The organism is Micromonospora sp. NPDC093243 (genome assembly GCF_044753725.1).
In the GTDB taxonomy this organism is placed as follows: Bacteria; Actinomycetota; Actinomycetes; order Mycobacteriales; family Micromonosporaceae; genus Micromonospora.
Genome location: NZ_JBIVNT010000003.1, coordinates 675,702 through 696,328, shown reverse-complemented (window position 1 = coordinate 696,328; position 20,627 = coordinate 675,702). Strand labels below are relative to the sequence as shown.

Annotated in this window: 25 protein-coding genes; 12 read left to right on the top strand and 13 right to left on the bottom strand. The window is 73.9% G+C overall.

The features are described from left to right. The first annotated feature begins 228 nt into the window (after positions 1 to 228). Positions 229 to 462, top strand: a complete 234-nt coding sequence (locus tag ACIP9D_RS12850) for a hypothetical protein (RefSeq protein WP_350875138.1) — start codon at positions 229 to 231, stop codon at positions 460 to 462. A gap of 173 nt (positions 463 to 635) precedes the next feature. Here the strand turns inward: ACIP9D_RS12850 and ACIP9D_RS12845 are convergent, their stop codons facing one another. The 3 genes from ACIP9D_RS12845 to ACIP9D_RS12835 form a co-directional block, all read right to left on the bottom strand. After that, positions 636 to 2,369, bottom strand: coding sequence for a DEAD/DEAH box helicase (locus ACIP9D_RS12845; protein ID WP_350875136.1), 1,734 nt, complete (start codon positions 2,367 to 2,369; stop codon positions 636 to 638). Between the two features lie 265 nt (positions 2,370 to 2,634). After that, positions 2,635 to 3,291: a trimeric intracellular cation channel family protein gene (locus ACIP9D_RS12840; protein WP_350875134.1), complete on the bottom strand. Its 657-nt coding sequence runs from the start codon at positions 3,289 to 3,291 to the stop codon at positions 2,635 to 2,637. A gap of 40 nt (positions 3,292 to 3,331) precedes the next feature. After that, on the bottom strand, positions 3,332 to 3,550 hold the full coding sequence (locus ACIP9D_RS12835) for a DUF3039 domain-containing protein (protein ID WP_350875132.1): 219 nt from the start codon (positions 3,548 to 3,550) through the stop codon (positions 3,332 to 3,334). An 88-nt stretch (positions 3,551 to 3,638) separates the two neighbouring features. Between ACIP9D_RS12835 and ACIP9D_RS12830 the strand changes: the two genes are divergently transcribed. Together ACIP9D_RS12830 and ACIP9D_RS12825 are read left to right on the top strand one after the other, a co-directional pair. Further along, positions 3,639 to 4,574: a pseudouridine-5'-phosphate glycosidase gene (locus ACIP9D_RS12830; RefSeq protein ID WP_350875130.1), complete on the top strand. Its 936-nt coding sequence runs from the start codon at positions 3,639 to 3,641 to the stop codon at positions 4,572 to 4,574. Next, positions 4,571 to 5,470 (top strand): PfkB family carbohydrate kinase, encoded by a 900-nt coding sequence (locus ACIP9D_RS12825; RefSeq protein ID WP_350875128.1) that lies wholly within the window; start codon positions 4,571 to 4,573, stop codon positions 5,468 to 5,470. Before ACIP9D_RS12830 ends, ACIP9D_RS12825 begins: the two co-directional genes overlap by 4 nt. A gap of 11 nt (positions 5,471 to 5,481) precedes the next feature. On the opposite strand, the gene ACIP9D_RS12820 is transcribed toward ACIP9D_RS12825, so the two are convergent. Next, positions 5,482 to 5,838: a DUF3099 domain-containing protein gene (locus ACIP9D_RS12820; RefSeq protein ID WP_350875438.1), complete on the bottom strand. Its 357-nt coding sequence runs from the start codon at positions 5,836 to 5,838 to the stop codon at positions 5,482 to 5,484. A gap of 104 nt (positions 5,839 to 5,942) precedes the next feature. Here ACIP9D_RS12820 and ACIP9D_RS12815 point away from each other — a divergent pair, with 104 nt between their 5' ends. Together ACIP9D_RS12815 and ACIP9D_RS12810 are read left to right on the top strand one after the other, a co-directional pair. Beyond that, a complete protein-coding gene (locus ACIP9D_RS12815) occupies positions 5,943 to 6,230 on the top strand; it encodes a hypothetical protein (protein WP_281576022.1) in 288 nt (95 codons plus the stop codon). A gap of 13 nt (positions 6,231 to 6,243) precedes the next feature. Beyond that, complete coding sequence (locus ACIP9D_RS12810; protein ID WP_350875436.1) at positions 6,244 to 6,555, top strand: hypothetical protein; 312 nt, start codon at positions 6,244 to 6,246, stop codon at positions 6,553 to 6,555. A 144-nt stretch (positions 6,556 to 6,699) separates the two neighbouring features. Here the strand turns inward: ACIP9D_RS12810 and ACIP9D_RS12805 are convergent, their stop codons facing one another. Further along, entirely contained in the window at positions 6,700 to 7,278 is a 579-nt protein-coding gene (locus ACIP9D_RS12805) for an HhH-GPD-type base excision DNA repair protein (protein ID WP_350875126.1), read from the bottom strand. A 144-nt stretch (positions 7,279 to 7,422) separates the two neighbouring features. Between ACIP9D_RS12805 and ACIP9D_RS12800 the strand changes: the two genes are divergently transcribed. Next, on the top strand, positions 7,423 to 8,907 hold the full coding sequence (locus ACIP9D_RS12800) for a methyltransferase (RefSeq protein WP_350875124.1): 1,485 nt from the start codon (positions 7,423 to 7,425) through the stop codon (positions 8,905 to 8,907). A gap of 79 nt (positions 8,908 to 8,986) precedes the next feature. Beyond that, positions 8,987 to 9,409 (top strand): D-aminoacyl-tRNA deacylase, encoded by a 423-nt coding sequence (dtd, locus tag ACIP9D_RS12795; protein WP_350875434.1) that lies wholly within the window; start codon positions 8,987 to 8,989, stop codon positions 9,407 to 9,409. A 140-nt stretch (positions 9,410 to 9,549) separates the two neighbouring features. Here dtd and ACIP9D_RS12790 read toward each other — a convergent pair whose 3' ends face one another. Continuing rightward, entirely contained in the window at positions 9,550 to 10,338 is a 789-nt protein-coding gene (locus ACIP9D_RS12790) for a sporulation protein (RefSeq protein ID WP_350875122.1), read from the bottom strand. Between the two features lie 246 nt (positions 10,339 to 10,584). On the opposite strand from ACIP9D_RS12790, the gene sigB reads away from it, so the two are divergent. The 4 genes from sigB (at position 10,585) to ACIP9D_RS12770 (ending at position 12,989) form a co-directional block, all read left to right on the top strand. Further along, positions 10,585 to 11,601, top strand: coding sequence for an RNA polymerase sigma factor SigB (gene sigB / locus ACIP9D_RS12785; protein ID WP_400449837.1), 1,017 nt, complete (start codon positions 10,585 to 10,587; stop codon positions 11,599 to 11,601). Positions 11,602 to 11,701: 100 nt separating this feature from the next. Beyond that, on the top strand, positions 11,702 to 12,082 hold the full coding sequence (locus tag ACIP9D_RS12780) for an ArsR/SmtB family transcription factor (protein ID WP_400449905.1): 381 nt from the start codon (positions 11,702 to 11,704) through the stop codon (positions 12,080 to 12,082). Then, on the top strand, positions 12,079 to 12,585 hold the full coding sequence (locus tag ACIP9D_RS12775; RefSeq protein ID WP_350875118.1) for an SRPBCC family protein: 507 nt from the start codon (positions 12,079 to 12,081) through the stop codon (positions 12,583 to 12,585). The genes ACIP9D_RS12780 and ACIP9D_RS12775 overlap by 4 nt, the downstream gene beginning before the upstream one ends. Then, positions 12,582 to 12,989 carry a VOC family protein gene (locus ACIP9D_RS12770; protein ID WP_350875116.1) on the top strand — a complete coding sequence of 136 codons (408 nt, stop codon included), beginning with the start codon at positions 12,582 to 12,584 and terminating at the stop codon, positions 12,987 to 12,989. The genes ACIP9D_RS12775 and ACIP9D_RS12770 overlap by 4 nt, the downstream gene beginning before the upstream one ends. A 30-nt stretch (positions 12,990 to 13,019) precedes the next feature. On the opposite strand, the gene ACIP9D_RS12765 is transcribed toward ACIP9D_RS12770, so the two are convergent. Genes ACIP9D_RS12765 through ACIP9D_RS12755 form a run of 3 tightly spaced genes read right to left on the bottom strand, consistent with a single transcriptional unit; the run spans position 13,020 to position 17,679 of the window. Then, entirely contained in the window at positions 13,020 to 15,569 is a 2,550-nt protein-coding gene (locus ACIP9D_RS12765; protein ID WP_350875114.1) for a GNAT family N-acetyltransferase, read from the bottom strand. 22 nt (positions 15,570 to 15,591) lie between these two features. Then, positions 15,592 to 16,773, bottom strand: coding sequence for an acetoin utilization protein AcuC (locus ACIP9D_RS12760; RefSeq protein WP_350875113.1), 1,182 nt, complete (start codon positions 16,771 to 16,773; stop codon positions 15,592 to 15,594). A gap of 48 nt (positions 16,774 to 16,821) precedes the next feature. Then, positions 16,822 to 17,679, bottom strand: a complete 858-nt coding sequence (locus tag ACIP9D_RS12755; RefSeq protein ID WP_350875111.1) for a sulfurtransferase — start codon at positions 17,677 to 17,679, stop codon at positions 16,822 to 16,824. Positions 17,680 to 17,841: 162 nt separating this feature from the next. Between ACIP9D_RS12755 and ACIP9D_RS12750 the strand changes: the two genes are divergently transcribed. Further along, positions 17,842 to 18,531 carry a metal-dependent transcriptional regulator gene (locus ACIP9D_RS12750; protein WP_350875109.1) on the top strand — a complete coding sequence of 230 codons (690 nt, stop codon included), beginning with the start codon at positions 17,842 to 17,844 and terminating at the stop codon, positions 18,529 to 18,531. A 60-nt stretch (positions 18,532 to 18,591) separates the two neighbouring features. On the opposite strand, the gene ACIP9D_RS12745 is transcribed toward ACIP9D_RS12750, so the two are convergent. The 4 genes from ACIP9D_RS12745 to ACIP9D_RS12730 all read right to left on the bottom strand — a co-directional run bounded on the left by ACIP9D_RS12745 (position 18,592) and on the right by ACIP9D_RS12730 (position 20,509). Then, positions 18,592 to 19,140 carry a hypothetical protein gene (locus ACIP9D_RS12745; RefSeq protein ID WP_350875107.1) on the bottom strand — a complete coding sequence of 183 codons (549 nt, stop codon included), beginning with the start codon at positions 19,138 to 19,140 and terminating at the stop codon, positions 18,592 to 18,594. A 107-nt stretch (positions 19,141 to 19,247) separates the two neighbouring features. Next, entirely contained in the window at positions 19,248 to 19,490 is a 243-nt protein-coding gene (locus ACIP9D_RS12740) for a DUF5522 domain-containing protein (protein WP_350875105.1), read from the bottom strand. Between the two features lie 29 nt (positions 19,491 to 19,519). After that, the gene (locus ACIP9D_RS12735; protein WP_350875104.1) at positions 19,520 to 19,966 is read right to left on the bottom strand and encodes a hypothetical protein; all 447 of its coding nucleotides are present in this window, start codon (positions 19,964 to 19,966) and stop codon (positions 19,520 to 19,522) included. Next, on the bottom strand, positions 19,967 to 20,509 hold the full coding sequence (locus tag ACIP9D_RS12730; RefSeq protein ID WP_350875102.1) for an asparaginase domain-containing protein: 543 nt from the start codon (positions 20,507 to 20,509) through the stop codon (positions 19,967 to 19,969). Positions 20,510 to 20,627 lie beyond the last annotated feature (118 nt).

Genomic DNA, 20,627 nt, shown 5'->3' with positions numbered 1-20,627 from the left:
GGTGTGTCGTTCTGAGCACCACGCGTGCAACACCGGATGGTGATCCGGCGGTTGCACGATTGTGATCGTTGACGTGGCACCCTTGGTGCACGGCACACTGTCCCTGCCATGTGTGACCTCGGTCCCCCGCGGGCACACAGGGAAGGCCAGGCGCGACAAGGATGTTGCACGATAGGTGAGCAACGACCGAAGAGATTGTTCATCGGTGACGACCAGAGGAGGAAGGCGATGACCCCGACCCTCACGCCGCCGCCCGAGACGGTGAGCCCCCCGGCCGCCGATGAACGGTGCGACCGCTGCAATGCTGCCGGCAAGCTCCGGATCACTCTGGCGGGTGGGAGCGAGCTGGTGTTCTGTGGGCACCACGCGAACAAGTACGCCGAGGATCTCGTGAAGATCACCGTGCGGTTCGCGACGGACCCGGAGTTCAGCTGGCGTGGCGCCGATCTGGTGGCGAACTGAATCCATAACTAACCCGACATAGCCGGCCGGAGGCACCCGAGAGGGGCCTCCGGCCGGCTTTTTGCGTCCACCTCGCCCGCCGGTCCATCGTGATCATGAGGATGTCGGCGGAGTCGATCGCCGAAACGGCCGCAAACCTCATGATCGAGCCTCCGGCGGAGAATCCGGCGGGGTCAGAGGGTCTGCACGGTGGCGATGCGCTCTTCGAGCTGCTCGATGGTGGCCTGGGCGCTGGGCGGGCCGCCGCACAGCCGGCGCAGCTCGGCGTGAATCTTGCCGTGCGGCTGGCCGGTGCGGTGGTGCCGGGCGGCCACCAACGCGTTGAGCTGCCTCCGCAGCGCCACCCGACGCTGGGCGGCACTCATCGGTGCCGGCGGCGCCGTCGACGCCGCAGCGGCCGGCTCAGCCGCCCGCACGGCCGCCTTGCGGCGCTGGTTGGCCAGCTGCTCGGCCTGCCGCTTGGTCAGCAGCATGCTGACCTGATCGGCGGTGAGCAGACCGGGCAGGCCCAGGTACTCCTCCTCCTCGGGAGTGCCGGCCTGGGCCGCGGTGCCGAACGACGCGCCGTCGAAGATCACCTGATCCAGCTCGGCGGTGGCGGAGAGCGCCGCGAACCGCTTCTCCAGCTCGCCGCTGGCCTGGTCGTCGCGCTGGGCCCGCTCCAGCAGGTCGTCGTCGAAACCCTCGCGGTCCTTCGGCTTGCCCAGCACGTGGTCGCGCTCGGCCTCCATCTCGCTGGCCAGCCCGAGCAGGTGCGGCACGCTGGGCAGGAAGACCGACGCGGTCTCCCCCTCGCGGCGGGCCCGGACGAACCGGCCGATCGCCTGGGCGAAGTAGAGCGGGGTGCTGGCGCTGGTGGCGTAGACCCCGACCGCGAGCCGCGGGATGTCGACCCCCTCGGAGACCATCCGCACCGCGACCAGCCAGCGCTGCTCGGACGTCGCGAACGTCGCGATCCGCGCGGAGGCGCCGGCGTCGTCGGAGAGCACCACCGCGGCCCGCTCGCCGGTCAACTGCTCGATCAGCTTCGCGTACGAGCGGGCGGTCTGCTGGTCGCTGGCGATGACCAACCCACCGGCGTCGCTCATGCCGGCCTGGCGCAGCACGGTGAGCCGGGCGTCGGCGGCCCGCAACACCTGCGGCATCCAGTCCCCGGCCGGATCCAGGGCGGTACGCCAGGCCTGGGCGATCAGATCCTGCGTCATCGGCTCGCCGAGACGCGCCGCCAGCTCCTCCCCGGCGTTGGTCCGCCACCGGGTCTCCCCGGAGTACGCGAGGAAGAGCACCGGCCGGACCACCCCGTCGCGCAGCGCGTCGGCATAGCCGTAGACCGAGTCGGCGCGGGAGCGGAGCAGTCCGTCGCCGCCGCGCTCGTAGCTGACGAACGGGATCGGGTTGTCGTCGGAGCGGAACGGGGTGCCGGTGAGCATCAACCGGCGTACCGCGGGCTCGAAGGCCGCCTTCACCCCGTCGCCCCACGACCGGGAGTCGCCGGCGTGGTGGATCTCGTCAAGGATGACCAGGGTGCGCCGCGTCATGGTGCGCCGTCGGTGCACCTGCGGGGCCATCCCGACCTGGGCGTAGGTGACCACGGCCCCGTGGAAGTCGGCCGAGGAGTGCAGGTCGGCGTTGCGGAAGGCGGCGTCGAGCTGGATGCCGACCCGGGCGGCGGCCTGCGCCCACTGGCCCTTCAGGTGCTCGGTCGGGGCCACCACGGTGACCGCCTCGACCGTGCCGTCGGCGAGCAGCTCGGCGGCGATCCGCAGGGCGAAGGTCGTCTTGCCCGCGCCGGGCGTGGCGACCGCGGTGAAGTCCTCTGAGCGGCGGCGCAGGTACTCCACCAGGGCCTTGCGTTGCCAGGCGCGTAAGGCCGGAAAGGTGTCGATCTCCGGCAACCTGGCTGCCACGCGTGGGCTCCTCTCCGACCGCACGAAGGCGGACCCCGGCCGAGGGCCACGGGTACCGCCGCCCATGAAAACGCCTCCGCGCAAGAACCTGCCGCGAAGGCCGACTCAGCATAACCAGCGGGCGCCGCTCGGCCCAGGCGACGCCACGCTGGTCACATCCGACGCCTCGGGTGCCGTCCGTCACGGCAGCGAACCGGCCGGCCGACCGAGCAGGCCGAAGCCGGTCACGAAGGACGCCGGCAGCCTCGCCGGAACGGTCCTCCAGTCACCAGAGCGGACCGGGGCCGGGCCCCCGGGTGCGCGGCGGACGCAACGTCGCCACCGGCGCGGCCCAACGGCGGCGCAGCGCCACCACCCGGAGCCCGAAGACCAGGACCGCGGCGGCGGTGAGCGGCAGCGTGCCGGCGAGCCCCAGACCGTGCAGCACCGCCACCATGATCGAGCCGGCGAGCGCGGCCACCGCGTAGATCTCGCGGCGCAGCACCACCGGAATCTCGCCGGTGAGCAGATCCCGGCCCAACCCACCGCCGATCGCGGTGAGCATGCCGATGACGCAGGCCCCTACCGGCGGGACCCGGGCGTCGAGGGCCTTCAGGGTGCCGGTGACGGTGAAGAGCGCGAGCCCGGCCGCGTCCAGCACCAGCACGGTGGTGCGCAGCCGGGCCAACTGGGGATGCAGCCAGAAGACCGCGGCCGCGGTGGCCACCGCCGCGGTGGCGTAGCGCCAGTCGGCGAAGGCGAGCGGGGGCACCTCGTCGACGGCCAGGTCACGGAAGATCCCACCGCCCAGGGCGGCCACGAACCCGACGAAGACGACACCGAAGAGATCGAGCCGTTTGGCCACCGCGGCGGAGGCGCCGGAGGCGGCGAAGACCGCGACACCGGCCAGGTCGGCGAGGAGCAGGGCGGTGGAGGTGGTCACCGCAGCAGGCTACGTGGGCGGCCGGAAGGGCCGCCCCGGTTCACTCGCCCCAGGAGTCGTAGATCTCCTTGCACTTGGGGCAGACCGGCGAACCCGGCTTGGCAGCCTTCGTCACCGGGAACTTCTCGCCGCACAACGCGATCACGAAGGTGCCCATCACGGCACTCTCGGCGATCTTGTCCTTGCGGACGTAGTGGAACATCTCGGGACCGGTGTCGGCGTCCTTCAGCTCTGGACGCTCGAGAACCTCTGTACTCACGTCTGCACCTCCAACCGACAAGTCTGGCAGGTCGCCGCGGTCCGGTCCACTTCACCCGTTCCGGAGACGGCGTCGTACGGTGATCGTTGTGACCAACTTTCACATCCGTTACGGCGCCGAGGTGGCCGAGGCCCTGCGCGACGCGCGACCCGTCGTCGCCCTGGAGAGCACCATCGTCTCGCACGGTCTACCCCGACCGGAGAACCTGCGGGTCGCCCGGCAGATCGAGGCGACGGTCCGGGCGGCCGGCGCGGTCCCGGCCACCATCGGGATGGTCGGTGGCGCGCTGGTGGTCGGCCTCGACGACGCGCAGCTGACCCGGCTCGCCACGGTCGACGGCGTGGCCAAGCTCTCCGTCCGCGATCTCGCGGTGGCGGCGGCGACCGGCGCGGACGGCGCGACCACCGTGGCGGCGACCAGCGCGGTGGCCGCTGCGGCGGGGATCGGCGTCTTCGCCACCGGCGGCCTGGGCGGGGTGCATCGGGAGGCGTCCCAGACCTTCGACGAGTCGGCGGACCTGACCACCCTCGCCCGTACCCCGATCGCGGTGGTCTGCGCCGGGGTGAAGTCGATCCTCGACGTGGGCGCCACGCTGGAGCGGCTGGAGACGCTCGGGGTGGGCGTGGTGGGCTACCGCACCCGGCGCTTCCCGGGCTTCTACCTCACCGACAGCGGCTTCGACCTGGACTGGTCGGTCGAATCGCCCGAGCAGGTGGCGGACGTGCTCGCCGCCCGGGCGCAGCACGCGGTGCACGCCGGCGCGCTGATCGTGGCCAACCCGCTCCCCGCCGACGAGCAGCTCGACCCGGCGGTGCACGATCGCACCCTCGCGGAGGGCCTGGCGCGGCTCGAGCGCGACGGGATCACCGGCAAGGCGGTCACCCCGTACCTGCTCGCGCACTTCCACTCCGCCACCGAGGGCGCCAGCCTGACGGTGAACGTACGGATCATCCTGCGCAACGCCGACCTGGCCGCCCGGATCGCGGTGGCCGCCGCCGTGCGCCGCACCGACGAGCGGGCATGACCCGTCCTCGACGGGTCGTCATCGTCGGCGACGTGCTCACCGACGTGGTCGCGGTGCTGGCCGGGCCGCTCGCCACCGGCTCGGACACCTCGGCCGAGATCCGGTTCAGCGGGGGCGGGCAGGCGGCCAACACCGCCGCCTGGATCGCCGCGCAGGGCGCGCCGGTGACGCTGGTCGGCGCGGTGGGCGACGACGCCGCCGGCCGCGACCGGGTGGTCGAGCTGGCGGACGCGGGCGTCGACTGCGCGGTGCAGCGCGTCGCGGGCGAGGTGACCGGCACGGTCATCGTGCTGGCCGGCGACGACGAGCGGAGCATGATCAGCCAGCGCGGCGCGAACCTGCGGCTGACCGCCGAGCACGTCGAGCGGGCCCTCGCCGCGGTGCCCGACGCCGGGCATCTGCACCTGTCCGCGTACACCCTGTTGGACGCCGGGTCGCGCGGGGCCGGGCTGCGCGCGCTGGCCGCCGCCCGCGAGCGCGGGCTGAGCACCAGCGTCGACGCGGCGTCCGCGGCGCCGCTGCGGCGGGTCGGCGCGGCGGCCTTCCTGGCCTGGGTACGCGACGTCGACCTGCTGCTGGTCAACGCGGACGAGGCGACCGTGCTGGCCGGTGGGCTGGACCCGGCGGCCCAGGCGCGGGCGCTGTCGGCCGCGGCCCGGCGGGTGGTGGTGAAGCGGGGCGCGGCCGGCGCGGTCTGGGTGGACCGGGCGGCGACGATCAGCGTGGCACCGGCCCGCCGGGTGGCGGTGGTCGACGTCACCGGCGCCGGGGACGCCTTCGCGGCGGGCCTGCTGACCGCCTGGATGGGCGGCGCGGACCCACGGGCGGCGCTGGCCCGGGCCGGCGACCTCGGTGCGCTCGCCGTCTCGACGGTCGGCGCCCGCCCCGCCCCCTGACGCCGCTCCGGTCAGGGCTCGGCGTCGATGACCTTGTGCGGCCGCTCCTCGGCGGTCAGGCTCATCGGCGGGGTGTCGTCCTGGTGCCGGGGGTGGAACCGGTTGGCGAGCCGGTGCTCCTCCTTCGGCGGCCGGTCGTTGGCCAGCAGCACGGCGAGCCACGGGATGAGCACCATGCCGAGGGCGCAGAGCGACAGCCAGAGCCAGAGCATGGGTGCCTGCGCGCCGACCAGGATCGCGCCGACCACCACACAGGCCACCCGGACGCCCATCATCAGGATGTAGCGCCGCTGGCGGCTGGTGAGCTGGTCGTCCTGGCTGCGTGAGGCGTCGGTGATCAGGATCGGCTGGTAGGCCTGACGCTTCACCACGAACCTCCTCGAGGGGACACGCCCATCCTGTCACTCCCCTGCCGTGATCAGCGAGATTCGACGCGGCAGCGCTCGTATTACGTTCGTGGTACGCTCCGCGCGTGGGCAGCAGGTTCAGCTTCACCGACGAGGCGTTGGCCAACCTGAAGGTCTACGACGTCACGCCCGGGGAAGTCTGGGAGGCGCTGCACAGCGCCCGACGGGTCATCCGTCACCTGGGCGACGACGTGATGGTCGTCTACGCCGCCGCCCGGCGGGGCCGCCGGCTGGCGGTGCTGCTCGCCGAGGCCGACGGCACCGACAACGACTGGGACATCCTCTCCGCCCGCGAGCTGAGCGACGTCGAGTCAAAGCGCTACGACGAGGCCGTGCGGAGATCTCGCCGATGAGGAGGCGGTGACGATGCACCGTAACGACGCGACCAAGCAGTTCCACAGCGGCGACGACCGGCTCGCGGAGCTGATCGACGAGAGCCCACCGGTGGAGCTGCCGACCCCCGACACCGACGTACCGATGGTGAGCCGGTCGGTCCGGCTGCCGCTCGAGACGTACGAACGGGTGCGGGCGGTGGCCGACGCCCGTGGCATCGGCGTCACCACCCTGATGCGCCAGTGGATCGAGGCGGGCCTCGCCGACCTGGACGACTCCGCCACCGTCTCGCTCGCGGACGTCCGCCGGGCGATCGCCTCGCTGGCCCACCCCACCGCCGCCTGAACGCCGTTCCACCGGTGCGCCGGCCGCTGCGGCGGCCGGCGTCCACCCTGTCCGGCAGGTCGTGCGGCGAGGGCCGACGGCCGGCGTCCGCCCTGCTCGGCGGGCCGTGCGCCGGAAGCTGACGGCCGGCGTCCGACCGTAGCGTCAGCCGGTCGCCTTCGCCTTGGCCGCCGCCTTCATCTGCTGCTTGTACTCGCGGACCCGGCGCAGTGAGTCGGCGTCGGTCACGTCGGCCACCGAACGGTGCGCGCCCGGGTCGCCGTACCCGCCGGCCGCCTCGCGCCAGCCCTGCGGCTGGACGTCGAACCGCTTGCCCAGCAGGGCGAGGAAGATCTGCGCCTTCTGCTTGCCGAACCCGGGCAGCTCGGCGATCCGACCGAGCAGCTCCCGCCCGTCGGCGACGTCGGCCCAGAGCCGGGACGCGTCGCCGTCGTAGCGCTCGACGAGCACCCGGCACACCTCCTGCACCCGGGCCGCCATCGCCTTGGGGAACCGGTGCAGCGCCGGCGGCCGGGCGAAGACGGCGACCAGCTCCTCCGGGTCGTGTTCGGCGAGCTCACGGGCGTCCAGATCGTTGCCGAGCCGCTGGGCCAGCACGTACGGCGAGGAGAACGCCTTCTCCATCGGCACCTGCTGGTCGAGCACCATGCCCACCAGCAGGGCGAGCGGGCTGCGCTCCAGCAGCCGGTTTGCTTCCGGGTCGATGGGCAGCACGAGCGTCATGTGCCCCATCCTGCCCGGTCGCCGGAGCGCAGGCGTACCGCCACCCCGACATCGGCGCGCCAGCCCGGCGGGTTGAGCCGGGACGCCGCGCCCGATCTCCCGGGTGGTGCCGGGCCGGGACGGCGCGGGGGGCAGGATGACGACGTGGACGAACACGACATGCTGCTCTCCCCCGCCGGGGTCGAGGCGTTGCGTACCGCGCTGACCCGGGCCGACTTCACCTCGAACGGGATCGCCAACCGGCTCGGCCCGCAGGGCACCGGCGGGGTGGCCCGCAACGACTACCGGGCCGCGCTGCGGGCCACCGAGGAGCGCGACCCGCTCGGCACGCTGATCCGGGTGTTCATCTGCGACCAGACCGAGGCGGAGGCGACGGTGGCCGCCGCGCTCGCGCCGCTGGACGTGGCGGAGGCGCTCGCCGGCGGGCTGGTCGAGCGGCACGGCGACGGGCTGCGCGCCGGAGTGGACCTGGAGCCGTACGGCGACGACTGGTGGGTGCTCGCCGACGTGCCGGCCAGCGCCCGGCCGGGGCGGCCGCTGCACGCCGAGCACGTGCTCGGCATCGGCGGGGCGACCCAGACGCTGATCGGTGCCGCCGTCCGGCGGCCGGTGGGCACGGCGCTGGACCTCGGCACCGGCTCCGGCGTGCAGGCCCTGCACCTGGGTACGCACGCGCAGCGGGTCACCGCCACCGACGTCTCCGACCGCGCGCTGCGCTTCGCGGCCACCACGGCCGCGCTCAACGGCCAGGACTGGGAGCTGCTGCGCGGCGACATGGTCGCGCCGGTGGCTGGCCGCCGGTTCGACCTGGTGGTGAGCAATCCGCCGTTCGTGGTCGGCCCGGGCACCACCACACACGTCTACCGCGACTCCGGCCGGGTCGGCGACGCGATCGGCGCCGAACTGGCCGCCGCCGCGCCCGACCTGCTCACCGAGGGCGGCACGATGCAGTACCTGGCGAACTGGGTGCACGTGGCCGGCGAGGAGTGGGACGAGCGGGTGGCCGGCTGGTTCGCCGGCACCGGCCTGGACGCCTGGGTGATCCAGCGCGAGGTGGCCGACCCGATGGCGTACGTGAACCTCTGGCTGACCGACGTGGGCGAGACGGCCGATCCGCAGCGGATGGCCGACTGGTTGGACTGGTTCGACGCGCACAAGGTGGAGGCGATCGGCTTCGGCATCGTCTCGCTGCGCCGTAGCGGGCACGCCGCTCCGGTGGTCCGGGTGGAGGACCTGCGGCAGCGGGTGGAGCCGCCGATGGGTGACCAGATCGCCGCGTGGTTCGACCGCCAGGACTTCCTCCGGGTACGCGACACCGAAGGGCTGCTCGCCGAGCGCTACCGGGCCGCCGAGGGTCTCCAGCTGCGGCAGGAGGCGACCATGGGCGACGAGGGCTGGGCGGTGGACCGGCAGGTGCTGGCCATGCCGCGCGGGCTGCGCTGGACCGAGGAGGTCGACCCGCTGGTGCTGGCGCTGGTCGGCGGCGCCGACGGTCAGCTGCCGCTGCGCGATCAGCTCGCCCTGCTCGCGGCGGCGCACGACGTGCCGGTCGACGAGTTGGCCGAGGCGGCCGGTCCGATCGTGGCGCACCTGGTGGAGCGCGGCATCATCGAGCCGGTGGCCGGTTGATGGCGGCGGGCACCTTGATGGCGCCGGGCACCGTCGCCGGGGCTGGCGGCCGGTCGAGGTGCGTACGGAGGGCGGGCTGATGCGGGCGGTGGTGCAGACGGTCGGCCGGGCCAGCGTCACGGTCGACAGCGAGGTGGTCGGCGCGATCGACGACGGGCTGCTGGTGCTGCTCGGCGTGACCCACACGGACACCGTCGAGACGGCCCGGACGATGGCCCGCAAGGTGCACGAGCTGCGCATCCTCGACGAGGAACGGTCCGCGGCCGACACCGGCGCCCCGATCCTGGTGGTCAGCCAGTTCACCCTCTACGGCGACGCCCGCAAGGGCCGCCGTCCGAGCTGGACCGCCGCTGCCCCGGCAGAGGTGGCCGAACCGCTGGTGACCGAGGTCGTCGAGGCGCTGCGCGCCCGCGGCGCCAAGGTGGAGACCGGTCGCTTCCGCGCCCACATGCTGGTCGAGAGCGTCAACATCGGCCCCCGCACCCTCCTCCTGGACCTCTGACCAACCCCCACCCATCTCCCCCACCCCCCTCCCTCCCCCGCCAGACTCTGTTGATCAAGAGGTTCGCGTCAGATCGGCCGGCGATCCTGACGCGAACCTCTTGATCACCGAGGCGAGGGGCGGGGTGGGGGTGGGAGGGGTTAGGAGAAGAGGCCGCGGCGTTGGAGGGACTGGCGCAGCCAGCCGTCGAGCTGGGCGGTCCAGTCGGTGCGGTCCAGGGTGACGTAGTCGACGGTGAACCGGCCGAAGGCGTCCCGGCCCTCGGTGAGCAGGCCGCCGCGCTTGTCCATCTCCAGCACCACCTGCATCTGCTGCGGGTCGGCGATGAAGGTGACCTCCAGCTGGTTGATCGCCCGCGCGTACTGGGCCGGGGGGTGGAACTCGATCTCCTGATAGAACGGCAGCGTCTGCCGTACGCCGTAGATGTGGCCACGCTCCACATCGGCCCGGGCGAACCGGAAGCCCAGCCGCAGCAACGCCTCCAGCAGGCGCTCCTGCGCCGGCAGCGGATGCACCGCGACGGCGTCCAGGTCGCTCTTGTCCACCGCCCGGGCCACCTCCAGCTCGGTACGCAGCCCCATGGTCATGCCGTGCAGGTGCTGCCCGTAGAGCTCGGTGACCGGGGTCTCCCACGGCACGTCGAAGCGGAACGGGATCTCGTGGCGCTGCCCGGCTGCCAGCCGGAACGCGCCGGTGACCCGCTGACGGTGGAACTCCTGGTCGGTGTTGTAGTCGTTGTCACCGCTCTCGACCTCGACCCGGGTCATCAGCCCCAGCGCCACGTACTCGACATCGACCTCATGGTCGCCGCCCACCACCTGGATCCGCCCCTCCAACTGGCCGCCCGGGCGGCAGTTCGGGTTGGCCAGCACGGTTTCCACCGATGGGCCACCGACACCCATCGCCTGCATGAGCCGCTTGAAGACCACAACACCCTCCGTCGCCTGTCCCGGCCGGCCCGGTCGGCCAGCCGCTGGCACGGTAACCGGGGCCGGCAAGCCCGCCCGGCCGACACACCCGGCCCGGCCGGCCCGCCCGAACCTCCGTCGATCCGACCGGATTCCTGTCGGGTCCCCGATCGCCTCACTCCCGTTTTACGCCCCGCCCGCCAAGCTGTTTGTCACCGGCAGCACTTTGGCCGGCACGGCACCACACGGACACGGGGAGAGAAGACGATGGCCCAGCAGATGACGGAGCACCGGACGCGCCCGGCCGCGGGCACCGACACCGACCCGGGCACCGAGACCCTGATCGACCTGGACGCTACCGACGAGCGCGGTGTCTCCACCGACCTGGTCCGGGCGTACCTCAACGGGATCGGCCGCACCAAGCTGCTCACCGCCGCGCAGGAGGTCGAGCTGGCCAAGCGGATCGAGGCCGGGCTTTTCGCCGAGGAGAAGCTGGCCACCTGCACCCCGGTCTCCGACGAGCTGCGGGCCGACCTGGCGCTGATCGTCACGGAGGGTCGCGCCGCCAAGAACCACCTGCTCGAGGCGAACCTGCGGCTGGTGGTCAGCATCGCCAAGCGCTACACCGGCCGGGGCATGGCCTTCCTCGACCTGATCCAGGAGGGCAACCTCGGTCTGATCCGGGCGGTGGAAAAGTTCGACTACGCCAAGGGCTACAAGTTCTCCACCTACGCGACCTGGTGGATCCGGCAGGCGATCACCCGGGCGATGGCCGACCAGGCCCGCACCATCCGCATCCCGGTGCACATGGTCGAGCAGGTCAACCGGATGGTCCGGGCCCGCCGCGAACTCTCGGTCGCGCTGGGTCGGGAGCCCACCGTCGCCGAGGTCGCCCGTGCGCTGGACGTCCCCGAGTTCCAGGTGATCGAGCTGATCTCGTACGACCGGGAGCCGGTCAGCCTGGACCAGGCGGTCGGCGAGGACGGCGAGAGCGCGCTGGGCGACTTCGTCGCCGCGGTCGACCCGCGGGACGAGCCGGGCGACGCGGCGGCGAACGGCGAGTTGCGCAACGAGGTGCACATCGTGTTGGCCACCCTGTCCCAGCGTGAGCAGGCGGTCATCCGGCTCCGGTTCGGGCTCGACGACGGCCGGCAGCGCACCCTGGACGAGGTGGGCCGCGAGTTCGGCCTCTCCCGGGAGCGGATCCGGCAGATCGAGAAGGTGACTCTGCTCAAGCTGCGCGCCCCGGAACGGGCGCAGCGTCTGGAGGCGTACGCCTGCTGACGCACCTGGTTCCACGGAAGGCCCCGGCGGTGCGCCGGGGCCTTCCGTGCTGTCGAGGTGCTTGACGCGGCCACCGATCCGGGATACAAACCAAGCGGTTATAAAACCAGGAGGTTATCAAGCGGTGGGCACCGATCTGCTGGACTCGACCTTCGCGGCGCTGGCCGACCCGACCCGGCGAGCCATCCTCGCCCGGCTCGCGGCCGGCGAGGCGACCGTCACCGAGCTGGCCGCGCCGTTCGCGATGAGCCAGCCGGCCATCTCCAAGCACCTCAAGGTGCTGGAACGCGCCGGCCTGGTCAGCCGCGGGCGGGACGCCCAGCGCCGACCCTGCCGGCTGGAGGCCCGGCCGCTGCGGGAGGCCACCGCCTGGCTGGCCGGCTACCGCGACTACTGGGCGGAGAGCTACCAGCGCCTCGACGCCCTGCTCGACGAGCTCCAGGCCGTCGAGCGGGCCGACGGACGTGGCGGCGGCCGATGACCGGCCCCGACGATCCGCTGGTCGTGCACACTCCGGGCGATCGGGAGATCGTCCTGAGCCGGGTGTTCGACGCACCGGCGCACCTGGTGTTCGCCGCCTTCACCCGGCCGGAGCTGCTGGCCCGCTGGTACGGCGCGCGCGGCTGGCAGCTGGTCGAGTGCGACGTCGACCTGCGGGTCGGCGGGCGGTGGCGCTACGTGTCGCAGGGGCCCGACGGTGACCGAATGGTCCAGTCCGGCGTTTACCGGCAGGTGGAGCCGGCGCACCGGTTGGTCTGCACCGAACTCTTCGACGACCAGTCCTACCCCGGCGAGACGCTGGTCAGCCACGAGTTCACCGAGCTGGCCGGACGCACCACCGTCACCACCACCCTGCGCTACGCCACCGCCGAGGGGCGGGACACCGTGCTGCGCTACCCGATGGCCCGGGGCTACGGCGAAGGCCTCACCCGGCTCGCCGAACTGCTGCACCTGACAACGACGACGCGAGGAGAGAAACCGTGAACTGGACGCTGGAAGTGGTGATCGTGCCGGTCTCCGACGTGGACCGGGCGAAGAAGTTCTACGCCGACCAGCTCGGCTTCAACGTGGACCACGACACGGTCGTCGGCGACGGCGCGCGGATCGTGCAACTGACCCCGCCCGGCTCGGGCTGCTCCGTCGTGATCGGCAAGGGCGCCGTCCCGGACATGCCGGCCGGGTCGCTCAAGGGGCTGCAACTGGTGGTGCCCGACCTGGAGCGGGCCCGGGCGGAGCTGGTCGCGCGAGGCGTGGAGGTCAGCGAGATCCAGGTGCTGGGCGCGAATCCCCAGCCCACCCCGCACCCGCTGGACAACGTCGGCTTCGTCTTCTTCACCGACCCGGACGGCAACTCCTGGGCGGTCCAGCAGATCTCCGACCGCGCCTGACCCGTCGGCGCCACACCCCGGCGCCGGTCCTCACAAACGGCGAGGGCCGGTGTCGGGGCGATCGGTTGCGGAGCCGGTGCGCACCGTGGCGTGCAGCACGGAGAGGCCGTCGGGGCGGACGAGCACCGGGTTCAACGTGAGCGCACGCACCCGTGGCTGTTCGTCGGCGAGCCGGCCGATCCGCAGCAGCAGGTCGGTCAGGGCCACCAGGTCCACCGGTGCCGCACCCCGGTGCCCGCGCAGCAGTGGCGACGCCCGTGGCTCGTCGACCAGCTCCGCGGCGTCCCGATCGGTCAGCGGCACCGCCCGCCACGCCCGGTCGCCGAGCAGTTCGGTGGCGACGCCGCCTAGGCCGAAGCCGACCACCGGGCCGAACGCCGGATCCTCCACCATCTCGACCACGCAGGCCACGCCGGGCGGGACCATCGGCTGGACCAGGACGTCCGCGCCGAAGAGCGCGGACATCTCGGCGTACGCGCGGCGCACGGCGGGCGCGTCGGGCAGGTCGAGTCGGACCGCGCCGAGGTCGAGCCGGTGCCGCAGCCCGGGGGCCGCCGCCTTGAGCGCCACCGGGAAACCGAGCCGTTCCGCGGCGTCGGCCGCCTCCTGCGCCGAACGCGCCGGCACGGACTCCACCACGTCGATCCCGTACGCGGCGAGCAGCCCGGCCACGTCCGTGCCGTCGCGGCGCAGCGCGGCCTGTCCCGCGGCACGGTCGATCCCGGGCAGCTCCGGCAGGCTGCCGGGCGGGCGGCGCAGCCAGTCCGCGTAGCGGTGCACCCGGGCGAGCGCCCGAACCGCCTCCTCCACACCCCCGTACGCCGGCATCCCGGCCGGCATCCGTCCAGCCAGGACCGTGGTCACCACCGGCTTGCCGGTGCCGAGGACAGCCGGCAGCGCGGCGGTGAGGTCGGCGTGGGCCGGTTGCCCGGGCAGCGGCGGGGCGAGCACCACCGCGATCGCGTCGACCCGCTCGTCGGCGGCGGCCCCGGCGAGCGCCGCGGCGAACTCGACCGCACCGGCGCTCGGGCCGACGTCGCGCGGGTAGCCGTAGGCAAGGGTCAACCCCTGGGCAGCGCAGGCGGTGGCGGCCAGCCCGGTGAGCGCCGAGGAGTTGCCGACCACGGCGACCCGCGGGCCGGCCGGCAGGGGCTGGTTGGCCAGCAGCACCCCGACGTCCAGCAGCTCGGCCACGGTGTCCACCCGGATCACCCCGGACTGGGCGAAGAGCGCGGCCACCGCCACCTCGTCCGGGCCGGTGGAATCGCCCACCCCGGCCGGCCGGGCCGGCGAGGCGAGCGCCACCACCGGCTTCGCCCGCCCGATCCGCCGCACCAACCGGGCGAACTTGCGGGGATTACCGAAGGTCTCCAGGTGCAGCATGATCACGTCGGTGCCGGCGTCGTCCTGCCAGTACTGGAGCAGGTCGTTGCCGGAGACGTCGGCCCGGTTCCCCGCCGACACGAAGCTGGACAGGCCGAGCCCGCGCCGGTCCGCCTCGGCCAGCAGGGCCACCCCGAACGCGCCGGACTGGCTGAAGATGCCGACCCGACCGGCCGGCGGCAGCCTCGGGGCGAGGGTGGCGTTGAGGCGTACCACCGGGTCGGTGTTCGCCACACCGAGGCAGTTCGGGCCGACCACCCGCATGCCGGCCGCGTGCGCGGCCCGGACCAGCGCCCGCTGCGCGGCGGAGCCCGCCGCGCCGGCCTCGGCGAAGCCCGCCGAGATGACCACCAACCCGTGCACCCCGGCGGCGGCCGCGTCGGCGACCACCGTCGGCGCCGCCTCCGGCGGGACCGCCACCACCGCCAGGTCGACCGGCACCCCCGCGTCGGCCGCCGAGGAGTACGCGGGCAGCCCGGCGACGGTCGACGCGTACGGGTGCACGGGGACGAGCGCGCCGGAGAAGCCGCCGTCGCGCAGGTGCCCGAGCACGGCCGCGCCCACCCCCTGCCCGGTGGCGCTGGCACCGTAGACCGCCACCGCACGCGGGGCGAGCAGCCGGGCGATCGAGCGCGCCTCGGTGCGGTGCTCCCGGCCGCGCTGCACCTCGAGGGTCGCCTCGGTGGGCGCGATCGGAAACGTCAGGTGCACCACGCCGTCGGCGAACTGGCGCTGCACCTGGTAGCCGAAGTCGGAGAAGACCCGCAACATCGCCCCGTTGGCCGGGAGCACCTCGGCGACGAAGTGCACGATGCCGACCCGGCGGGCCGCGTCGGCCAGGTGCTCGAGCAGCACCGAGCCGATCCCCCGCCCCTGGTAGGCATCCTCCACCACGAAGGCCACCTCGGCCTCGGGCGCCGCCGGCCCGAGCCGCTCGTACCGGCCGACGGCGACGATCCGCCCGCCGACCAGCACCACGAACGCCTCCCGGTCGTGGTGGTCGACGGTCACGAAGCGCCGCAGGTCGCGCTCCGGGATGCGTGGGTACGGCGAGAAGTAGCGCAGGTAGCGGGTGCGCTCGGAGAAGCGCGAGTGCATCGCCACGATCGCGGGGGCGTCCTGCGGGCGGATCTGTCGCAGCTGGACGGTGGTGCCGTCGCTGAGCAGCACGTCCACCGGTTGCTCCACGGTCGTCACCGGCAGCCCTCCTCCGGCCGGCTCAGTCGCGCGGGTCGTACGGGTCGAGCCCGAGCAGCGGGAAGACCGTCTTGCGCGTCGCCGCGATCGCCCGGTCCACCGCGTTCGGCTCGCCGGTCGGCTGCCACGGCTGGTGCGACGGGTCGACGTCGTCGGTCATCCGCAGCGGCACCTCCCGACCCGGCCGGCGGCTGGCGGCCAGCTCCCTCCAGGCCGGCGGGGTGAGCGCCGCCGGGTCGATCGGCTCGCCGCTGGCCACCGCCAGCAGATGGGTCCAGGCGCGGGGCACCACCTCGACCAGCGCGTAACCGCCGCCGCCGGTGGCGACCCAGCGGCCCTCGCAGAGCTCGTCGGCGAGCGCCCGCAGGGCCAGGTAGGTCGCCCGCTGCCCGTCGACGGAGAGGTGCAGGTCGGCGAGGGGGTCGAGCCGGTGCCCGTCCGCGCCGCACTGGGTGACCAGCAGCTGCGGCCGGAACGCGCGCAGCACCGACGGAACGATCGCGTGGAACGCGCGCTGCCAGCCCGCGTCGTTGACGCCCGGGGGCAGCGGCATGTTGACCGCGGTGCCCTCCGCGCCGGGGCCGCCGGTCTCGTCCGGGAAGCCGGTGCCGGGGAAGAGAGCGAGCGGGGTCTCGTGCAGGCTGACCGTCAACACCCGCGGGTCGTTCCAGAAGACCTGCTGCACGCCGTCGCCGTGGTGCACGTCCACGTCCACGTACGCGATCCGCTCGGCGCCGAGGTCGAGCAGGCGGGCGATGGCCACCGCCGGGTCGTTGTAGACGCAGAAGCCGGCGGCCCGGGCCGGCATCGCGTGGTGCAGCCCGCCGGCCACGTTGACCGCCCGGCGGGCCTCGCCCCGCCAGACCGCCTCGGCGGCGGCCACGCTCGCCCCGGTGATCAGCGCGCTGGCCTCGTGCATCCCGTCGAAGACCGGATTGTCGGAGGTGCCCAGGCCGAAGCCCGCGAAGAGCGGGTCGCTCGGCGCGGCCCGCACGGCCGCCAGATAGCGCGGGTCGTGCACCCGGGTGAGCAGCGCGTCGTCGGCCGGCTCCGGCTTGACCAGGCGCACCCCCGGCCGGTCGAGAACGCCGAGCTCGCGGGCGAGCGCGACGGTCAGCTCCACCCGGACCGGGTCGAGCGGATGGTCACCCATGTCGTAGGCGAGCAGGGACTCGTCCCACACCACCACCGTGTCGTCGGACATGAGCCCATCGTCGCACGTGGACCGGCGGTGCCCCACCGCACGCGCTGCTCAGGCCCCGGGTGTCGGCCCGGTGGCGACCGGGCGGGCCGGGTCGGCCACCCAGTTGCTCCACGATCCGACGTAGAGCGCGGCGTCCGGCCGGCCGGCGAGGTGCAGGGCGAGCACCGCCTGCGCGGCGGTCACCCCGGAGCCGCAGTACGCCCCGACCGGTTGCTCGTCGGCCACCCCGGCCGCGGCGAACCGCGCACGCAGCGCCTCGGCGGCCGGGAAACGTCCGCCCGGGCCCACGTACTCCGGGGCGGGCAGGTTCGCCGCGCCCGGGACGTGCCCGGCCACCGGGTCGATCGGCTCGGTCTCGCCCCGGTAGCGCGGCGCGGCCCGCACGTCCAGCAGCAGCCCGTCGCCGGCCGCGAGTCGCGCGGCTGCCGCCGCGTCGAGCACCGGCAGCGCGCCGGGCCGGACCGTCACGTCGCCCGGCTCCGGCTGCGGCACCTCGACCGTGCCGGGCAGGCCGGCGGCGAGCCAGGCCGGGTAGCCGCCGTGCAGCAGGCGGACCTGCCGGTGCCCGGCCCAGCGCAGCGTCCACCAGGCGCGGGCCGCGGCCATGCCGTCGCCGCCGTCGTACACCACGACGGGGTGACCGGCCCGCACGCCGGCGGCCCGCAGCGTCGCCTGCAGCGCCGCCGGGTCGGGCAGCGGGTGCCGGCCGGCGGCGCCGGGCGGCCCGCAGAGGGCGGTGTCCAGGTCGACGAAGATCGCGCCGGGCAGGTGGCCGACGGCGTAGTCGTCCCGGCCGGGCGGGCCGACCAGGCGCCAGCGGACGTCGAGCAGGGTGGGCGGATCGGCGGAGTCGAGCTCGGCGGCGAGCCGGTCGGGCTCGACCAGCAGATCGTCGGTACCGGACATGGCGACCAGTGAACACCATCCGCACGGCAAGCCCGCGGTTCGGCGGCGGTCGTTACTCGTACAACGCGGTAACATCGATCACCGGAGGACCACTGCTGTGAGACACGACCTGGTTGTTTCGACTGATCGCGCAGTTGACTCCGCCGCCGAAAGGGGACGGAAGTGAACAGACACGACCTGGTCGACACGACGGAGATGTACCTGCGCACCATCCTCGAGCTCGAGGAGGAGGGTGTGCCGCCGCTGCGCGCCCGGATCGCCGAGCGCTTGAAGCAGAGCGGTCCCACGGTGAGCCAGACGGTCGCCCGGATGGAGCGCGACGGCCTGCTCACGGTCGAGGGCGACCGGCACCTGATGCTCACCTCGCAGGGCCGCAACACCGCCGTCTCGGTGATGCGCAAGCACCGACTCGCCGAGCTGCTGCTGGTGAACGTGATCGGCATGCCCTACGAGGAGGCCCACGACGAGGCCTGCCGGTGGGAGCACGTGATGAGCGACGCCGTCGAGAAGCGGGTCTACGACCTGCTCAACCGGCCGACCCGCTCGCCGTACGGCAACCCGATCCCGGGGCTGGAGGAGCTCGGCTCGCCCGAGCCGGAGGCGGCCTCGGTGGTCGAGGGCGAGCGCAATCTGGCCTTCCCCGGCCTCTCCGGGCCGGTGGTGGTCCGCCGGATCTGCGAGAGCGTGCAGACCAACGCCGACGTACTGCGCCAGCTGCACGCCGCCGGCGTCGACCCGGGCGCCACGGTGACCGTGGCCCAGGAGCGCGACGGGGTGTCGATCGACCGGTCGGGCGACCGCATCCGGCTGCCCCGCGAGGTCGCGTCCCGGGTCTTCGTCGCCGCCGGCTGACCGTCAGCCGTGGCCCGGCGGCCTCCCGTCCGGTGACGGGGAGTCGCCGGGCGATCTGCGTCACAACGCCCGGGTGTTGAGCTTCTTGGCCAGCGCCACCAGCTCCGCGGCGATCTTGTCAACGGCCGCCTTCGCGGTGCCGCGCGGGCTGACCCAGCTCAGCGTGGCCAGCCGACCGTCGCTGGAGAGCCAACCGACCTCCGCGACCGGGCCGTGCCCGCCCGTCGCGGCGGTGGCCCGCCGGAACGCCTGCTGACCCAGCCCGGTGACCTTGGCGGCCGAGTCCGGCACCACGTCGGCGGCGAAGGTCGCCTTGTCCATCGAGGTCTCGGTGACGGTCAGGGTCAGCTCCGGCAGGGTGGCCTTGTCGGCCCGCACCACGCAGCTGTGCGTGTCACCGCGCTCGCTCGCCGCCGCCACGTCGAACCGGGCCTTGACGTGCTTCTCGATCACCGCGAAGTCCAGCAGCCGGCAGGCGCCGCCGGAGGAGGCGGCGGCCACGTCGACCGCGACCGGCGCCGGCGGTGGCACCGCCACCGGCTCGCGCTCCGACGCGCACCCGGCGGTCAGCAGTACGGCCGAGGCGACGAGCCAGATCCGGGCGCGCAATGGAACCTCCGCGATCGTCCGGCGGGGGGTGCCCGCCGTTGTCCGTCGGACACCGTACGGGCATCCCCCGCCGGACGGAAGACGTGGTGCCGAAAGACCGCGCCGGGTCAGTCGTCGACGTACGGGCAGTGCCGGCAGCCGCGGCCGCAGCAGGTGCCCCGCCGGGCCAGGAAACCGGCGGTGAGCACGAAGAGTCCGCTCGCCGGATCGAGGTAGCCGGCCTCCCCGGCGGTCAGGGCGGCGGTGTGCGCGGCCAGCACCCGCTCCCGGTCCGGGTGCTCGGGCGGCAGCCGGGACGGGTGCGGCTCGGTCAGCGCCCGGGGCGCCAGCGGACGTCGCTCACCGGTCACCGGCGCAGTCTAGGAACACCGGCCGGCGGTCAGCGGAACCGGGCCAGCACATCGACCAGCGCCGCACCCTCCAGGCCGGCGGCGAGCAGCAGCCGCAGCAGCACCCGCGCCTTGTACGGGTCGAGCAGTCCGCCGTTGAGCAGCCCGCGCCGCTGCAGGTCGGTCTCCGAGCCGACCGCCCCGTACGTCTGGCGCAGCACCGAGCCCGCCCCGGACCGGGAGGTGAGCAGCACCGGCATCCGGCCGGCGAGGTCACCCAGCACCGGGGCCAACGCCGCCGGCACGTGCCCCACCCCGAAGCTGGCGACCACCAGCCCGTGGTGGGTGTCGGTGACCCCTGCCAGGAGCAGGCCGTCGTCGTCCAGGGTGACCGGGTAGAGGGCGACCCGGGTGGCGTCGAGCCGGTCCGGGTCGACCGGTGGCAGTGCATCGCGACGCGGCGGCCGGGCCAGCACCCGCACCTCCCCCTCGATCACCTACCCGATCGGTCCGGCGTTCGGCGAGGCGAAGGTCGCGGTGCTGGTGCTGTGCGTCTTGCGGACGAAGCGGGCGGCGTGCACCTCGTCGTTGACCACGACCAGCACGCCGAGGTCGCGGGCCGCCTGCGCGGCGGCGACCCGGGCGGCGGCGAGCAGGTTCGCCGGCCCGTCGGCGCCCGCCAGCGTGGGATTGCGCATCGCGCCGGTGAACACCAGCGGCGCGGTGTGCGGCCACACCAGGTCGGTCAGGAACGCGGACTCCTCGAGCGTGTCGGTGCCCTGGGTGACCACCACCCCGGTCGCCCCGCCGGCCACCGCCCGCGACGCGTCGTCGACCACGTCGAGCAACTGACGGTAGGTGAGGTTGGCGCTGGGCACCGCGTGGACGTCGCGGACCTCCAGCGGTACGCCCAGCTCGTCGAGGCCCGGCACGGCGGCGGTGAGGTCCGCGCCGGTGAGTCGGGTGACCACGCCGGGTCGCGCCCGGTCCACCCCGCCCATCGCGATGGTGCCGCCGAGGGTGATGAGCGCGACGGACACCGCCGGGACCTCCGTTCCGCCGCCCGACCGGCCGGAGCGGCCTCCGGACCGTACCCGTGCCGCGCAGTTCGGCCGGCGGCGGCTGGTGGCGGTGGGCCGATAACCGGTGGCGTGGGCG

Coding starts and splice junctions, on each gene's coding strand:
- ACIP9D_RS12850 (WP_350875138.1), top strand. CDS start 229: ATGACCCCGACCCTCACGCCGCCGCCCGAGACGGTGAGCCCCCCGGCC.
- ACIP9D_RS12825 (WP_350875128.1), top strand. CDS start 4,571: ATGACCCGTCCTCGACGGGTCGTCATCGTCGGCGACGTGCTCACCGAC.
- ACIP9D_RS12810 (WP_350875436.1), top strand. CDS start 6,244: ATGCACCGTAACGACGCGACCAAGCAGTTCCACAGCGGCGACGACCGG.
- ACIP9D_RS12805 (WP_350875126.1), bottom strand. CDS start 7,278: ATGACGCTCGTGCTGCCCATCGACCCGGAAGCAAACCGGCTGCTGGAG.
- dtd (WP_350875434.1), top strand. CDS start 8,987: ATGCGGGCGGTGGTGCAGACGGTCGGCCGGGCCAGCGTCACGGTCGAC.
- sigB (WP_400449837.1), top strand. CDS start 10,585: ATGGCCCAGCAGATGACGGAGCACCGGACGCGCCCGGCCGCGGGCACC.
- ACIP9D_RS12775 (WP_350875118.1), top strand. CDS start 12,079: ATGACCGGCCCCGACGATCCGCTGGTCGTGCACACTCCGGGCGATCGG.
- ACIP9D_RS12760 (WP_350875113.1), bottom strand. CDS start 16,773: ATGTCCGACGACACGGTGGTGGTGTGGGACGAGTCCCTGCTCGCCTAC.
- ACIP9D_RS12755 (WP_350875111.1), bottom strand. CDS start 17,679: ATGTCCGGTACCGACGATCTGCTGGTCGAGCCCGACCGGCTCGCCGCC.